Annotated in this window: 14 protein-coding genes and 1 pseudogene; 9 read left to right on the forward strand and 6 right to left on the reverse strand. The window is 43.3% G+C overall.

The features are described from left to right. Positions 1–72: 72 nt before the first annotated feature. The 3 genes from NQ117_RS12550 to NQ117_RS12560 form a co-directional block, all read right to left on the reverse strand. Complete coding sequence (locus tag NQ117_RS12550) at positions 73–1,080, reverse strand: FecCD family ABC transporter permease (protein WP_258278375.1); 1,008 nt, start codon at positions 1,078–1,080, stop codon at positions 73–75. Further along, the gene (locus NQ117_RS12555) at positions 1,077–2,093 is read right to left on the reverse strand and encodes a FecCD family ABC transporter permease (protein ID WP_258278376.1); all 1,017 of its coding nucleotides are present in this window, start codon (positions 2,091–2,093) and stop codon (positions 1,077–1,079) included. Before NQ117_RS12555 ends, NQ117_RS12550 begins: the two co-directional genes overlap by 4 nt. 135 nt (positions 2,094–2,228) lie before the next feature. Beyond that, complete coding sequence (locus NQ117_RS12560; RefSeq protein WP_258278377.1) at positions 2,229–3,146, reverse strand: iron-hydroxamate ABC transporter substrate-binding protein; 918 nt, start codon at positions 3,144–3,146, stop codon at positions 2,229–2,231. A 262-nt stretch (positions 3,147–3,408) separates the two neighbouring features. Between NQ117_RS12560 and NQ117_RS12565 the strand changes: the two genes are divergently transcribed. From NQ117_RS12565 to NQ117_RS12585, 5 genes are all read left to right on the forward strand, one after another. Continuing rightward, on the forward strand, positions 3,409–4,458 hold the full coding sequence (locus NQ117_RS12565) for an NAD(P)/FAD-dependent oxidoreductase (protein WP_258278378.1): 1,050 nt from the start codon (positions 3,409–3,411) through the stop codon (positions 4,456–4,458). Positions 4,459–4,659: 201 nt separating this feature from the next. Then, the gene (locus tag NQ117_RS12570; RefSeq protein ID WP_258278379.1) at positions 4,660–5,016 is read left to right on the forward strand and encodes a nucleotide excision repair endonuclease; all 357 of its coding nucleotides are present in this window, start codon (positions 4,660–4,662) and stop codon (positions 5,014–5,016) included. Positions 5,017–5,412: 396 nt separating this feature from the next. Next, entirely contained in the window at positions 5,413–6,192 is a 780-nt protein-coding gene (locus NQ117_RS12575) for an SDR family oxidoreductase (protein WP_258278380.1), read from the forward strand. Positions 6,193–6,557: 365 nt separating this feature from the next. After that, positions 6,558–7,214: a hydrolase gene (locus NQ117_RS12580; RefSeq protein WP_258278381.1), complete on the forward strand. Its 657-nt coding sequence runs from the start codon at positions 6,558–6,560 to the stop codon at positions 7,212–7,214. 428 nt (positions 7,215–7,642) lie between these two features. After that, entirely contained in the window at positions 7,643–8,620 is a 978-nt protein-coding gene (locus NQ117_RS12585; protein ID WP_258278382.1) for a ring-cleaving dioxygenase, read from the forward strand. Between the two features lie 113 nt (positions 8,621–8,733). Here NQ117_RS12585 and NQ117_RS12590 read toward each other — a convergent pair whose 3' ends face one another. Further along, positions 8,734–9,861 carry a saccharopine dehydrogenase family protein gene (locus NQ117_RS12590; protein ID WP_258278383.1) on the reverse strand — a complete coding sequence of 376 codons (1,128 nt, stop codon included), beginning with the start codon at positions 9,859–9,861 and terminating at the stop codon, positions 8,734–8,736. 693 nt (positions 9,862–10,554) lie between these two features. On the opposite strand from NQ117_RS12590, the gene NQ117_RS12595 reads away from it, so the two are divergent. Then, positions 10,555–11,391, forward strand: a complete 837-nt coding sequence (locus NQ117_RS12595) for a YitT family protein (RefSeq protein WP_258278384.1) — start codon at positions 10,555–10,557, stop codon at positions 11,389–11,391. 88 nt (positions 11,392–11,479) lie between these two features. Here NQ117_RS12595 and NQ117_RS12600 read toward each other — a convergent pair whose 3' ends face one another. Then, the gene (locus NQ117_RS12600) at positions 11,480–12,871 is read right to left on the reverse strand and encodes a choice-of-anchor I domain-containing protein (RefSeq protein ID WP_258278385.1); all 1,392 of its coding nucleotides are present in this window, start codon (positions 12,869–12,871) and stop codon (positions 11,480–11,482) included. A gap of 377 nt (positions 12,872–13,248) precedes the next feature. On the opposite strand from NQ117_RS12600, the gene rlmN reads away from it, so the two are divergent. Then, positions 13,249–14,316 (forward strand): dual-specificity RNA methyltransferase RlmN, encoded by a 1,068-nt coding sequence (gene rlmN, locus NQ117_RS12605; protein WP_258278386.1) that lies wholly within the window; start codon positions 13,249–13,251, stop codon positions 14,314–14,316. A 218-nt stretch (positions 14,317–14,534) separates the two neighbouring features. Here the strand turns inward: rlmN and NQ117_RS12610 are convergent, their stop codons facing one another. Then, positions 14,535–14,846, reverse strand: a complete 312-nt coding sequence (locus NQ117_RS12610; RefSeq protein ID WP_028594663.1) for a hypothetical protein — start codon at positions 14,844–14,846, stop codon at positions 14,535–14,537. Between the two features lie 656 nt (positions 14,847–15,502). Between NQ117_RS12610 and NQ117_RS12615 the strand changes: the two are divergent. Both NQ117_RS12615 and NQ117_RS12620 read left to right on the forward strand, forming a co-directional pair. Beyond that, positions 15,503–15,625 (forward strand): annotated as a pseudogene (locus NQ117_RS12615) (transposase); the annotation flags it as partial. Then, positions 15,603–16,682 carry an RNA-guided endonuclease InsQ/TnpB family protein gene (locus NQ117_RS12620; RefSeq protein ID WP_258278387.1) on the forward strand — a complete coding sequence of 360 codons (1,080 nt, stop codon included), beginning with the start codon at positions 15,603–15,605 and terminating at the stop codon, positions 16,680–16,682. The pseudogene NQ117_RS12615 and the gene NQ117_RS12620, both read left to right, overlap by 23 nt. Positions 16,683–16,780 lie beyond the last annotated feature (98 nt).

A 16,780-nucleotide genomic window follows, 5' to 3' on the forward strand; every position in this document is an offset into this window, starting at 1 on the left:
TAAAGGGTGGTCCCTTTTTTACTGCAATTTATCTGGGAACAGTTATCCCCATTTCCGCGTATGCTGCTGTCTTTACTTTTTCCACAGCAGGTAGATGAAGTATGGCGCGCCAATAATCGCAAATACAATGCCTGCTGCGATCCCATCGGGATCGGCTATATTGCGGCCAATCGTATCAGCGACTAGCAGCAGCCAGCCGCCGAGCAGTACGGCCAACGGGATAAACAGCTGATGCCGCGGGCCGATCAAGGCTTTTGCGAGATGAGGTGCAATCAGGCCGATAAAGGCAATGCCTCCAGTTACGGACACCGCGGATGCCGCCAAGGCAACAGCCGCTAGCAGCAGTACGATCCTCTCTTTTTGCACAGAAACGCCAAGGCCAACAACGACAGGCTCGCTCAGCATAAGCACATTCATCCGATTCGCTTTATAAAGCGTAAATGGGATGAGGATGAGGAGCCAAGGAAGCAATGCCCATACGAAAGGCCAATCTGCACCCCAAATGTTACCTGACATCCATTTCGAAATAAAATCGACTTTATTACGATCCGCGGCAGAAATAAGCACGATCATCAGGCCTGACAATGCCATGGAGAACCCAATACCAACGAGAACGAGCCGAACAGGCTGCAAACCTGTGTGCCTATTATAAGAGAATGCATAGATGAGAGCTGCTGTAAGCAATGCACCTACAAATGCTACGGCAGGCAGGGCGTATGCGAACGAACCCACATCAATCGGTGCAAATAGATAGAATACCGATATGGCTACACCAGCGCCTGCATTAATGCCGATAATGCCCGGTTCCGCCAGCTCATTGCGTGTAATGCTTTGTAAAATAGCGCCTGACAGTGCTAGTGCCATACCAGCAAGCACTGTAATGACAATCCGAGGCAGGCGAAGTGTGAATAATACGAACTCTTCTTTGAACGTAGCGTTTCCGAACAGCGTCGGTAGTATTCGGTCATACGAAACGGAAGAGTAGCCCAAACCTAAGCTAACGACAATGGTTACTAAAATAAGTGCTAGAAAGGTAAGAAGCAGTATTCGCTGTTTGCGAATGAGTGATGGAGGTATCATGACAGTGTTTTCCCTCCTTTAAGCACGATATACAAGAAGAACGGCAAGCCTAGTGCTGCAATAAGGGCGGCCACAGGCGTCTCATATGGAGCACCAATAATGCGTGCCATTGTATCTGCAAACATCATAAATGAAGCGCCCACTAGTGCGCACATCGGTACAATATAGCGATAGTCGGTTCCCACGATACCGCGGACGATATGAGGAATCATAAGCCCCAGGAAGGCGATATTACCGACAAGCGCAACCGATACTCCAGCAAGAAGTGTAGTGACCACGAATAGCAAAGCTTTAATCATTTTAATATGCTGCCCTAGTCCAATCGAAACTTCCTCGCTTAGGCTTAAAATCGTCAGCTGCTTTGAGAATATCATTGCCAAAATGAGCCCGATACAAATAAACGGAATAATGATTTGCAGCTGTCCCCAAGTTGTTCCTATCAGTCCACCAGCCGTCCACATGGATAAGTCTTTGGATACTTTAAAATAAATGCCTACTCCTTGTGCAATCGCATTTAGAAATGCTGTCATTGCTGCTCCAGCAAGTACGAGACGGAGGGGCGAAAGATTGCCTTTCTTTAAGGAAGAGATACCAAATACCATCAATGCTCCGACGGCTGCACCGATAAAGCACGCAATCGTGATGCCAAAATAATTGGCAGTCGGAATAAAGGCAAGCGTAATCGCTAATGCCGCATTCGCCCCTGCGGTTAAGCCAAGTAGGCCCGGATCGGCCAAAGGGTTGCGTGTTATGCCTTGCATGATGGCGCCTGAGACTGCTAGTGCAGCTCCGACGAACATCGCGCCGAGTTCTCGCGGAAGGCGTAACTCGCGTATCGTCGTAATTCCTTCGCCTGTAGCTTGGGAAGTCAGGGCAAGCCATACATCTGATAAAGTTGTATCGGCTGCTCCCAGTACAAGCGAGGCTGCAAAGGTTACCAGCAAAGTGATAAAGCCTAAAGCTAACTTCAGTGGATAAGGAATCGTTCGTCGATTTAGGTTTTGATTTATCATAAGTCGCTCATCTTTTCTGTCATAGAATATGTCATAGAATAAAAGGACAAAAGAACCTTCCAAACCACATGAGATCGTGGAGGAAAAGGTTCTTTGTTATCCTGATCGTACAAGAACGTACTTCTTTTTACTTACTTATTGGCCGAGGAAGCTCTTTTTAAAGAAGTCTAACTGCAGCTCAAGCGTAAGTGCATCATTGAAGTAGAACTCCATCATATCTACTTCAAATACGCGATTGTTTTTCACCGCAGGAATGTTCTTATAGGTTTGGGTTTGTTGGAAGGAGTTGTCGCCTTCCTTATTCTTGCTGAGAATGACGTAGTCACCCGCGTATTGCGACATAACTTCTGTGGAAAGGGCATAGTAGCCTTCTTTCGTCATTTCTTTAACTTTCTCAGGCATGTTAAGCTTCATTTCTTGGTACAAAATTTCTGTGCCGCGACCCCAGTTGTCGCCGTAGACGTACAGCTGCTTATCATAGTTTTCAATGACAGATACCGTAGCATTTTCACCAATTTTAGCTTTGATTTCTTTTCCAGCTTCCTGCGCGCGCTTCTTGAAGTCATCAACCCAAGCGCGTGCTTCTTGCTCTTTATTGAGCAGCTTACCGATCTCGATATGCTGTGTTAAGTAATCGACTTTGCCGTATGTGTACGTGACAGTCGGTGCGATTTTATTTAGGTTCTCAACATTTTTAATATTAGACAAACCAATGATTAGATCTGGCTGAAGCTCAATAATTTTCTCCAAATTCTCATCGGAAACTTCTGCAGCATCTTTCATTTTTTCCTCAAACTTCGGGTTCTTCTTCGTCCAAGAATCTACGCCAACTAGGTTAACGCCCAAGGATGCTACATTACCTGCGAACGAAGATAGAACAACGACGCGTTGCGGATCAGCAGGAACCTGAACAGGACCGTTCTCGGATTGGTACGTAATCGTGCTCGGTTTTGCTTCTTTAGGAGCTTCAGCTTCCTTGTTAGTTGGTGCTTGATTGCCGCATGCACTAAGGACAAGCAAACAGAGAAGCATTGGAATGAATAGTTTTTTCATAAAATATGTAGCTCCTTTTAGGTAGTTTCTTGATGAATATAGTTGAGACTTGCATGGATTCACAATAACGATACAAATAGAATGAGAAATCGTCTTGCCTTTTATACTGATAATGATTATCATTAACAATACGTAATTAATATAAGAGTATCTATGTAGATTGTCAATTAAACAAATAATGGTAGTTAGTATATAACGGATTTAATCACGTTTCGCATGTATGGCAAACTTGCGGAGGATATCAATTTAGGAGCGTGTGGAGATGGAAGAGATGGATGTTTTTGATGTAACGATTATAGGTGGTGGGCCAGCGGGGTTATTTTCTGCCTTCTATAGTGGATTGCGTGAGTTGAAGACGAAGCTTATTGAATTCCAGCCGCGCTTAGGCGGTAAAGTACATGTGTATCCGGAGAAAATGATTTGGGATGTAGGTGGGCTTGTGCCTACTACAGGTGAGAAACTCATCGAACAGATCGTTCAACAGGGTCTAACGTTTAATCCTGAAGTGGTATTGAATGAGAAAGTAGAGTCGATCGTGAAAAATGAAGACGGGCTGTTCGTTCTACATACAGCGTCAGGCACAAAGCATTATTCGAAGACGGTAATCGCGGCGATTGGCGGAGGTATCTTGAATCCGCAGAAGCTGGAGATTGAAGGTGCTGAGCGTTATGAAGTATCGAATCTAAACTACACGGTTAAATCGTTGGCGTATTTTAAAGGGAAGACGGTCGTTATTTCTGGCGGCGGCAATTCAGCGGTCGATTGGGCCAATGAGCTGGAGCCGATTGCAGGCAAAGTGTATTTAACTTATCGCAAAGATGCTTTGTCAGGACACGAAGCGCAAGTTTCACAGTTGATGAACAGCTCTGTAGAATGTCTATTCCATACGACGATTACGAAGCTCATCGCAGATGAGAGCCACGAGGTTATCGAGCGTGTTGAGCTGACGAATCATCAGACAGGTGAAGTTACGCAGTTGGAGATTGACGAAGTCATTATCAATCATGGCTATGAACGTGATTCCGCGCTGATTGGCAATAGCGATTTACCTATCGAGCAGGTCGATGATTTCTACATCGCATGCAATCCAAAAGGTGAATCATCTGTGCCAGGACTATATGCAGCAGGGGACATTTTGAATCATGAGGGCAAGCTGCATCTCATCGCAGGTGCGTTCCAGGACGCGGCGAATGCAGTCAACCAAGCAAAGCAGTTTATTGAACCGGAAGCGAGCAAGTGGGGCATGGTCTCCTCCCATAATGAAGTGTTCAAAGAACGTAACCGCGAGCTTGTGAAGCAAATGATGGGCTAATGGAATAGATAGATTGTTGAAACAGGGTAAGCACCGAGCCGTGTTTGCTCTTTGACTAAACTAGATGCACTTTCAAGCAAAAGCCGTTCCTAAACCCTAGGAGCGGCTTTTGCTGTTGGTAGCCTAACCTACATACAGATTGGTTTTATATAAAGATTGTGATAGTATGTACTCCTATATGAGATGAGGAAGTGAACGATAATGATAAACATTACGGTCCCAACACCGGACGTTACAATTTACAAAGAGATTGCTCCTGAGTTGAGCAATATTTATGGCTTTACCGATTTCCACCTAATCACGCGAGAAAAGGGTGGCATCTTTATGTTCTACAACAGCAAAGATGAATTGTTGTTCGTAGGTAAGGCAAGAAAGCTTAGACCAAGAATTAAGAAGCACTTCGAAGATACGGTATCGCCAATCAAAAACCACAGAAATGAAGTAAGCAAAATTGAAGTGTGTGTGATTGAAGATGCAGTTGATCGTGAAATCTACGAAACGTACATCATCAATGAATTTATGGCGAAGTACAACGTGGATAAAGTGTTTTATAAATAAGAGTTAAATGAGCTCCAAATCTTACCTTGCCTCCGACTGTGGACGTTGTTATGATGAAGACAGAGATGCAAGTGGAAGGAGCCAATCGCTTAGTATGTGTCCAATTAACCTGTAAAGCTGATGAACTTGATAGTATACCAATGTTGGTGAGTCATGAAGTAAATGCTTGTTTGCGCTGCTTCTGTCACACGTTCTTTGGTATCCCTATCGTCAACCTTACAGGATACGCAGGATGAGCGATGTATATATACATTCATGATGCGGATACCTTTTGGGTGTCCGCTTTTTTATGTGTACGTGTATATGTACAGCAATCAGGAATTAGTAACGACCAATCTGCATCTCTACTATGCAACGCCTGCTATCCTCCCATTCACAAAAACGGAGGAATCAACTATGTATTCATTGAAAAATAAAATCGCGATCGTTACAGGGGCAAGCCGCTCAACTGGAATTGGAACTGCCATTTGCCGCGAATTGGCGCGTGCAGGAGCGGATATTTTCTTTACACATTGGCATGCGTTTGATAAATCGGAAGGTAATGGTGGAGAACTAGGCTGGCCAGAACAATTATGCTGTGAGCTGGAGAGCTTAGGTGTACGGGCTGGCCATATGGAAGCTGATTACGCGAATACGGATATGCCGCAAATGATTATGGAGCAGGTCGAGAAAAAGTTAGGGGTCCCGACCATTTTAATTAACAATGCTACTTACTGTGCTCCTTCGAACTACCGTACGCTTGATTTACGCTCGCTTGATCAGCATTACACCATCAACAATCAGGGGACGATTATATTGAGCTTGGCGTTTGCACGAAGATTCGAGTCGCATTATCCGTCAGGGACGCCGGGAAGGATCGTATATATGGTGTCCAAGGGGGACGATCCTGATAACTTGGCTTATATTGCAACGAAGGGCGCGCTACTAGGCCTTATTGAGCCGTTATCGGTTGGATTAGCGCCGCTACATATTACGGTTAACGGCATTGACCCAGGTCCGACCGATTCAGGCTGGATGGATGAAACGATCAAAAGCTTCCTTCAGCCGATGTTTCCAATGGGACGGATTGGCGTGCCAGAAGATGCGGCGCGAGCGATTCGCTTTTTGGCCAGTGATGAGTCGCAGTGGATTACAGGCCAAGTGATTAAGTCCGAGGGTGGATTTAGAGGGAAATAAGTGGAACGCACGAGTCTTTATGAGCAATCGTAAAGGCTTGTTTTCTTCTGTTTCTCGTTATTTACGGTAACTGGCTATCATCTGAATAATGAAGTGTGACAAAAGGGGTTGACACTTATCTTGAAAACATATATCTTTAATTCAAGATAATTAAACGAAAGCAAGCAACAAACAAGTCACACGTAACAGAAACGGTTAATTATCTTTTCATAGGTAAACTCTTCACAGAGTAACGAGATAGTTGTAACCTAGGACAACATCTCGGTATTTTTTACTCTAATATCTCGAATTAAAGATAATAATATTCAAGATTTTATCAACGATGTTTTGACACAATCAAAACTTAACTATAGGAGGAATTTATAATGACAACTCAAAACAAAAACGTATTTATCGATCCGAACGATACAGCATTATTGCTAATCGACCACCAAAGCGGTCTATTCCAAACGGTGCAAGATATGGACGTGCCAACGCTTCGCCGCAACGCAATCGCGCTTGCTAAGTTGGCTAAATTGACGAAAATTCCTACGATTACAACGGATTCCGTGCCAATGGGTCCAAACGGTCCATTGATTCCTGAAATTAGTGAAATTTTGCCGGATGTCGTATATGTACCACGTAACGGTGAGATTAATGCTTGGGACAATCCGAACTTTGTAAAAGCGGTTGAAGCAACAGGCAAGAAAACATTGATTATCGCTGGTACGTTGACTAGCGTGTGCATGGCGTTCCCTACCTTGTCTGCACTTGCTGCGGGTTACAAAGTATACGCGGTAGTTGATGCATCCGGTAACTGGAGCAAAATGGCGACAGATATTACACTTGCACGCGTCGTGCAAGCTGGTGCGATTCCGATCGATACATTGGCGGTTATTTCTGAAATTCAAGGCACTTGGAACCGTCCAGATGCTGCGGAATTTGCGGAAGTATTGGCAGAGCTTATACCAACTTACGGTTTGCTTATCGAAAGCTTTAATCGCGCATTTAGCGAGGGTCAAGCGGCAAAGGACTCGAAGTAATAGTACGTCATCCTTCAACTGGGTCAACCAGTTAAGGCTCTGTCTATCTTGGTAATAAGTGTAGGTGTATGGGGAGCCGGTCTGTATAGAGCGGTTCCCCTTTATATAAGGATATATGTTGCTCGTGAATGGATTCATTATAATTGAGCCTGAATGTTAGCATAAACGGCTTTTTTTAGGGTACGGACCTAAACAGATATAGCTGTGCTTCGCAAGATAAGGTACTTACTTATTGACAGCAACTAATCCACGTGATATATTTATCTCGAATTAAAGATAATTTAATTAAAGATAAATATACAGTTATATTAATCAAACAACGTACTAGTCAATTTCATCAGATAAATGGGTTAATCGCCAGCAGTATATGGTTAGTATTTTTAAAACAGAGCAGACTCAAATATGACAACAATACGGAGGTAATTATAATGAATCCATTGAAAGGTATCCACCACGTTACAGCAATTACTAGCAGTGCAGAGAAGAACTATGAGTTTTTCACAAATGTGCTCGGGATGCGCCTTGTGAAGAAAACGGTCAACCAAGATGATATTCAAACGTACCATTTGTTCTTCGCCGATGATAAAGGCAGTGCAGGTACGGATATGACATTCTTTGATTTCCCTGGTATTCAAAAGGGTATTCACGGTACAGATGAGATTGCGAAAACATCATTCCGTGTGCCGACAGATGCAGCTTTGGACTACTGGGCGAAGCGATTCGACCGTTTAGGCGTACAGCATACGAGTATTCAAACGTTCTTCGGGAAACAGACGCTTTCGTTCGTTGATTTCGATGATCAGCAGTACCAATTCATCTCGGATGAACACAATGAGGGCATCGCATCTGGTACCCCGTGGCAAGATGGTCCAATTCCATTGGAATATGCGATTACGGGTCTAGGTCCTGTCTTCATACGCATTGCTCCATTCGATTATTTCAAAGAAGTATTGGAGAAAGTGTTCTTCTTCAAAGAGATTGCACATGAAGGCGACTTCCACTTGTTTGAGATGGGAGAAGGCGGCAACGGTGCGCAAGTTGTTGTTGAGCATAACGAATCGCTGCCACGAGCACAGCAAGGTTTTGGTACCGTGCACCACGTGGCGTTCCGAGTAGACAACCGTGAAGAGTTGGATGCATGGATGGAGCGTTTGGAAAGCTATCGCTTCAACACATCTGGCTATGTGAATCGCTACTTCTTCGAATCATTGTATGCGCGAGTAGCACCGCAAATCTTGTTCGAGTTCGCGACAGACGGCCCTGGATTTATGGGGGATGAGCCGTATGAAACACTGGGCGAGAAGTTGTCCTTGCCACCGTTCCTAGAGCAGAAGCGTGAGCAAATCGAGAAAATGGTTCGTCCGATCGATACGGTTCGCAGCACGAAAGCATTTGTTAAGGAATAATGGCGGATTAGGATTGTTATCCTCATGGCCATGGAATAAATAGGTGATAACGATAGGGAGAGACCGTACAATATAGCAATTGCGCAGCCTCTCCCTTTTGTTTATCGCTAACATCAACCGGCAATCGTAGGAACGTTCATGGAACTGTTCTGATTACTTGCGACCACATTTCCATTTACTCGAACCTCTAGATCGGCTATTTGATCAATTGCAGGTAAGAGATCGTCCAATTGAAATAACTGTTCAATATGATACACACCCTGCGGCAAGGGTGATCGATAAACCTTAGCTGCAATAGCAGCAGCCACAGCCGCTGTCATATTGGCTTCGTGCCTTCCTTGTACAAGGCATTCCACAGCTATCTCTTCGTTATTTAGCTTACCTAGAGCATCTATTTTGACTGCAAATTGGTCACTTCCTAAACGTATCTTACTGAAGGCCAGCACGGCAACTTGGCGAATCAACTTTACTTTTAATAAGCGGAACAATCCAGAGGCTCTTAACCAAGCAAGCATTCGTGTTATCCCATTCGAGTCAAAACAGAGACGTGTAGAGACGGTAGGAACGCCAAGAGTATGCGGGATGGCATGTTGATCGGAAAAATTAAATCGATAGGCTTGTTTACGCCCTAGCGCGGTTCCGAAACCAATTTCCTTGCCATCTATAAAGCTTGAAACCCTCTTAAGCTGGCCATTTTGCCTCACTTCATACTGTGTACTCAAATTATCGATTGTCCATTCGATCGCAGCCTTTCCATGCCTGTCCCCCAAACCGAGCATAATGGAGATGTCTACCGTATCGGTCTGATCCATTAGCCCTTTGGCATGACTAGCAAGCAGATTGGTCATCCCTGGAGCGAGCCCAACACTTAAGATAGCAGTTGATCCGTGTGACGCAGCCACCTGGTGCATTTGTTCAACTTGTGTAAGGAAGGAAGGGGTGGCTGATACGTCTACATAATGAATGCCACGCTGCAGGCAAGTCCGCACGAATGTAGTATCCGTCTGATCTAAGCACATGACAACCAGCTTTACGTTATGTAACAGAGAGGGGGTTACCTTTGAGCTGATGTCCATGTGGAGAGGTTTCACTTTCCCATTCGTTAAGTGGCAAAATTGTTCCGCGCGCTCCAAGCTTCTGCCAGCCGCATAAACTTTGTTAGGAAAATAATCAGCTAGCTGCTTGCAGATTACTTGTCCTACATGCCCATATCCGCCAATTACAATAATACGATCTTTCATCACGATCTCTCCTTATTTGGTTGATGGATGTCCTCGGTCTAGTTGTTCGAGCTATAGTTTCGTGGGAATTATGGTACTCCTCATTTGTTTAGTAACTAAACTAAATGATCAAAAAAATATCTACACAGCGAAACGTTTCATTTTTTTGAAAATATTTTTCGAAAATAGTGATTCCTTTTTCTATTAATAGGTGACAAAACTCAAAATTGGTTGTAAAAATTGCAGATGCATAATTAATCGTTAGGAACTGTGAATTCCGTTTAAGTTAGGGTCAAATTATGCAAATTTATTATTTTCTATACATTTAGTATAGTAACTAAACTAAAATGCTGTCAATACATAAATGTCTTTACGATATCATTTGTCATTTGGCTTTTTATTTGCGATGATTTTCAAATTAATTGACCAATAGACGGAAATGCTAGTATATGGTATCTTGTTAGTGCTGACCGATATGACAGCTGTCCTTATACTTAATTAAGCTGGCCTGACGTATAGTTATGGAGTCAATGCAGCACGTTATACATACACAGCGGACGGTCATGATTATGGTCCACCAATTGGCATACATAGATGCTTTTACTTGAATTATTTTACAACAGGCATTCTCTTTGCAGAGGATGGTTTTTATTTTATGACGACAACTAGATATCAACAGCATCCTATGGGGAGTCATCCAGAAAGGAATAAAAGATGAAGAAACGATTTATAGACATTTTTATGATTATGCTTGGTGCGTTTATTTTTGCAGTAGCTATCAACGTCTTTGTTATTCCGAATGAGTTCGGTGAAGGCGGAGTTACAGGGATTACAATTATCCTTTATTATTTGTTCCAGTGGTCTCCGGGACTTGTGAACTTGGTCATTAATGCATTCTTGTTAATTGTCGGTTACAGGTTCCTCGACAAGATGACAACGATATATACGATTATTGCGGTCTTATTTAACTCCCTCTTTTTGTACCTTACAGAAGATTGGACGATTGCGTCCAACGAGTTGATTATCAATGCGATCTTTGGTGGCGTGTTTACCGGGGTCGGGCTTGGCTTAATTATTCGCGTAGGCGGGACAACGGCGGGTACGACGATCCTTGCGCGTATCACGAACAAATATCTAGACTGGAACATTAGCTATGGCTTGTTGTTCTTTGATCTCATTGTGGCGTTCTCCTCCTACTTCATTATTGGTGCGGAAGCCTTAATGTTTACGATTGTAATGCTTTATGTAGGCACGAAGGTGATGGACTTTATTATCGAAGGTCTTAATACACAGAAGGCTTGCATGATTATATCCGATGCACATAAGGAAATTGCAGAGCAGGTCAATTTGTCGATGGATCGGGGCGTTACCGTCTTCTATGGAAGAGGTCACTATACGAATACGCCGAAGGAAATCCTGTACGTTGTGATTAGCAAGCAAGAAGTGAGCGCATTGAAAAAAATTGTACGTTCGCAAGATAAGGACGCATTTATTACGATTCATGATGTGCGCGACGTGTTCGGCGAAGGGTTTGTAGATATATCGAAATAACGGAATATCAAAGTAACGAAAAAGGCGAAGAAGTTTCCCTACGGGGTTGGCTTCCTCGCCTTTTTTAAACTGCTTTCCACAAATGCAATTAGTCTATATACTCATAAAAGCTCAGCGTACCTGTCTTTTCATCGGCACTCACGAACAGATCGCGTTTATTCAATTTATGGATGCCTTCTGGAGCTTTGCCGCCGGATGGAACCAAGCCCATGTATTTTGGCTTCAGCGGATTCGTTACATTAAAGAACAAGATTGTGTTGCCGCGCTCGGAACAGACAGCAAGGATCTGCTTGCCGTTGAATTTGCCGATTGTTAAGTTCTCCACCTCACTGCCGCGCTTCGTACTGCGGTCGTCTGGGTATACACCAGCTTCGGCATTGGCACGATCGATCAAATCCATGCTGTCATAAACGACATTACCGTTGCGATCCCATGCCATAATATTGCGTCCGCCGGAGTATACACCATCCTTGAACTCATTGGAGCCAAGGTCGCCTTCATTCGCAGTGTACAAGTATTTGCCGTCAGCGCTCCATACGATTCCGTCTGGCTCAGGACGAGCAGTGAGGTCCTCGGTAATGGAAACGACGCCATCCGTTTTCAAGTCTGCTTTGTGCTTCGTTGTGCCAAGGCCAAATACTTTGCTTACTTTCTTGTCTTTCAGGTCAATGAGAGCAATGGCATTGTTCTCTTGCAAGGTTACAGCTGCGGTCTTACCGTCAGGACTGATAGCCGCGTATTCAGGCTGCGGATCATTTGGATAAGTGACATTAGGGCCTACATTGGTCAAATCAATCGCAACATCGGTTACCGTTCCGTTCAGCACATCTGCCTTCGGGAAGGACAAAATGGCTACAGATCCAGGGCGTTTCACTTTACTGAAATCAATTTCATCGAGAACAGGATCGAGTTCTTCATCTTCAATAGCGACAACTGCCGTACGGCCATCCTTGGAGAGGGCGATGGCGTCAGGGCCGATTCCGACTTCGTATGTTTTGGCAATCGTGCCAGCTGCGATATCGACAACAGCGATGACGCCTTTATTGGCGTTGTTCACGTTGTCTCCTGTACGTACTGCTGCTAGTGCATATTTTCCATTTGGCGTAACAACTACACTTGTTACTTCTGCTTCAGCGGAGATGGACTTTAAACTGATTTGCTTAACCGTTTGGATGTTCTTCAGATCTTTAATAGATACGACACTGATAGAGCCTAAGTTTGCTTCGGTTACGAGAAGTGTGTTGCCGTCTGGGGTGGAGGAGATGATTTCTGCTGCTTTACTCGGCATAGCGTAAGTGGCTGCGAGCTGAAAGCTGCTTTTATGTTGTGCCTTGGTTTCATTATGTTTGTGGTTGTGTTCCCCTGATGTTGGGGATGAATGCTGATCATGGTCATTACTTGCAAAAGCTGTAGAGAACAGCGAAGCAGTAGACAATACGCATGCTAGGGTTACGGAAATAAACCAACGTTTACGATTCAATCGAAACACTCCTTTTGCCTATTCATTTTTTGGTGGGTAACTAGAATGGATAACTTACTGACTTGATAAAGGAAAAAGTGAATATATGTGAGTAGTTCATGGATGCGAGTAGTTGGAGGAAAATCGTTCAAACATGGGCAAGATAGGGTGATAATAAACGATATTATTCGACAGTCACAAACAAATTCCTCCTTCGATTCCAATTCATGTTGTGTTACATCGTGAGTGGAGTCACTTCATCAAATTCACTTGTTTTCACCTATAAAATTTGGGACAATAAGAAACAGATTGTGAACATAGGCGCGGCTTGCTGGAACGTTCAAGAGGCTGCGTAAAATAGAACTTAGAAATTCAGTGTTTTGAAAAGAGGACAACGAATGAATAAGCAATCCATTTATGGATTAACACTAGATCAATTGACAGCATGGCTTTCCGAATATGGACATAAGAAATCTCGCGCAGCAAAAGTGTGGGATTGGCTGTATCGCAAGCGGGTTACGGATTTCGCTCAAATGGACGATGTGAACAAAGATTGTTTACAACTGCTATCTGAGCATTTTGTCATTCAAACGTTAACGGAGCATGTGAAACAGGAATCTTCGGACGGTACGATTAAATTCCTGTTTAAGCTGCAAGACGGCAATCTTATTGAGACCGTATTGATGCGACACAAATTCGGTCTATCCGTTTGTGTAACGACGCAAGTTGGCTGTAATATCGGGTGCAGCTTCTGTGCGAGTGGATTAATTGCGAAGAGCCGTGATCTATCAAGCGGTGAAATTGCGGAGCAAATTATGAAAGTTCAGCATCATCTTGATGCAGTCGGCAATGGTGAGCTTGTCAGCCACATCGTTGTCATGGGAATCGGTGAGCCGTTCGATAATTATGAGAACTTACTTGATTTCCTGAAGGTCGTTACGGATCGTAAAGGTTTGGCGATTGGATCACGACGGATTACCGTATCGACGAGCGGACTGGCTAAGAAGATTAAGGAATTCGCGGATGCGGACTTGCGAGTAAACCTGGCCTTGTCTTTGCACGCGCCTAACAATGAGCTGCGTACGCAAATTATGAAGATTAACCGTGCGATTCCGATTGAGCAGTTGATGGAAGCGTTGGACTATTACTTTGCGAAGACGAACCAGAAAGTAACGTTGGAATATATTCTGTTAAGAGATGTGAACGACCGCAAAGAGCATGCGCTGGAGTTGGCTCAGCTGATTCAGGATAAGCGTCAGTTCTTAAAAGTGAACTTGATTCCATATAATCCGGTCGACGAGCACAGCCAATACCAACGTACGACACGCGACTCGGTATCGGATTTCTATGATGTATTGAAGAAGCATCAGATTAATGCGAGTGTGCGTGTAGAGCACGGCAGTGATATCGATGCGGCATGCGGCCAGCTGCGCAGCAAGCAGATGAAGAAGGCTGAAGCGAATTAATAGCCTTGAGTAGACGGTGCATTTCGTAAGTAAGTCTCGATCAAGGTATACCAAAGAGCGTGTCCAATGCTGTGGATGCGCTCTTTGTTTGAGATAAGTCTAGAACTCCAGTCACCGTAACTGACTCATTAGGGTTGTTCTAGCAGAGAGAAGGGCGTCCCCTTCAAGGTAACGGAATACCTCGGGGACGCCCTTTACTTATACAATAATGAAGTTAATTAGTTTTGAATTTTATCTGTAAGTGCATCGATGTTCGTAAGACCTTGGTTGATTTGACCGAGGCTAGCTACGATTTGACCTTGAATGTTGTTTATTTGTGCTTGAAGGTTTTGGAACTGCATAGCTGCCATTGGATCAGAATTACCGATAATTTGAGCGAACTGTTGAAGCTGAGATTCAACGAAATCGAATTGTTGAGCTACCATGTTTACGCTGTTTACCATGTTTTTAAGGCCTTTTACTTCAGCATCGATTTGATCGCCTACGCGAGCGCTTTTGTTGCCAAATCCAAATCCGTTTGATCCAAACATGTGAACATCTCCTCTAAAATAAATGATAGTTATTCCAATGGGGTAGAATCATTCTCACAGCCTTGATGAATATCCGAATACGAGAGGATAAGTATGATTTAGCGCTAACGTTGTTCAATGAATACTAGCGGCCAAAACTATGTATGTCTTGCACGATCCATTTCGTATATCAAGGTTCCCCTTGCAGTCCTTGCTGCGTGAGTCTTACATAGTAAGTAAAGATTTGTGAGCTAACGATATCTTAAATAGCGTTATTAAATAAGGTACATATTTACATACGCACATAAAAGGATATAGTTTCATGTCAAAGAACTTTATTCCATGTATTTTTTTCGATTCATCTTTTGATAAACGTCCCTTCTAAATCAAGCATCATAATTCTCTATATGAAGCTCTTTAAGATACTATTGTTTCGTGAATTTACGATTAATACTGTAACGAATCGTTGCTGAGACTACCTCCTCAAAGTTATTCGTTTGTACTACAATGAGATCAAACTATATTTTTCCAATGCACTTATCATTACGGCCTTTTACGAACGAGAAAGCCTACTTTTTTTAGATGTGGGATGAAAGTGAGGGAGAAAGGGATACGGAGTGCCAATAAAACCGAAGGTTTGTGGAGCTTCAAGTATCCGAAAAGTGTTTCTTTGTTGCAGTTTGTGGACGCGATCCTATTTTGTAAGTACGGCTGGTGATGTATCAAGTGAAACAATCAAACGGTACGTCGAACAGCAAAGGACAAGGAGGGAACCGTATGTCGCAAACAATAACAGTTAAGGTCAAATTGCTTCCAATACGAGAACAAGCACAATTATTAAAACAAAGCAGCCTTGAGTATATCAAAGTCATGAATACACTTGTATATGAAATGGTTGAAGCGAAGCAAATTACGAAAAAAAGTACAAAGGATATTGATGCCAATATTCCCAGTGCAGTAAAAAATCAAGCAATTAAAGATGCAAAAAGTGTATTCACTACAAAAGTGAAAAAAAGTAAATATACGATTATTCCTATTTTAAAGAAGCCCGTTTGTGTATGGAATAATCAGAATTATTCGTTTGATTTCACTCACATCTCCATTCCACTCATGGTCGAGGGGAAGTCTACACGCATGAAAATACGTGCATTGCTGGTAGATAAGAGTGGACGCAACTTCTCTTTGCTTAAGCATAAACTTGGTACACTACGCATCACCGAAAAGTCTGGTAAGTGGGTTGCCCAAATATCTGTGACGATTCCAACGACTGAAAAAAAAGGCACGAAGATTTTAGGTGTTGATCTAGGATTGAAAGTTCCAGCTGTGGCTATCACGGATGATGGTAAGGTTCGCTTCTTTGGAAATGGACGAGAAAACAAGTATAGGAAGAGAAAGTTTCGTAGTGTTCGCAAAAAATTAGGCAAACAAAAGAAAGTAAATGCGATTCGTAGACTAGATGATAAAGAGCAACGGTGGATGAAGGATAAGGATCATAAGGTGAGTCGTCAAATCGTGAACTTTGCAATTGAAAATAAGATTTCTGTCATTCGTTTGGAACAGTTAACAAACATTCGACAGACGACAAGAACAAGTCGTAAAAACGAAAAGAGTCTACATACATGGTCTTTCCACCGCTTGTCTACTTTCATTGAATACAAGGCGAACGTAGCTGGAGTCAAAGTAGAGTACGTGAACCCTGCCTATACCTCTCAAACATGTCCGCAATGTTCCGTAAGGAACAAAGTGAAAGATAGAAGATATGTGTGCCCGTGTGGATTCGAGAAACATCGTGATTTAGTGGGTGCAATGAATATTCGATATGCACCTGTGGTTGGCGGTAACAGTCAATCAGCCTAAGATGCTATATGCACCGTCTTCGGAGGGGCGATGGCACACCCTAATCTTAGTAGTTGTCCAAAGCAGAAATGGATTGAGGACGGAAACTAGCTAAGAAT

This window comes from Paenibacillus sp. SC116, assembly GCF_024733555.1.
GTDB lineage: Bacteria > Bacillota > Bacilli > Paenibacillales > Paenibacillaceae > Paenibacillus_B.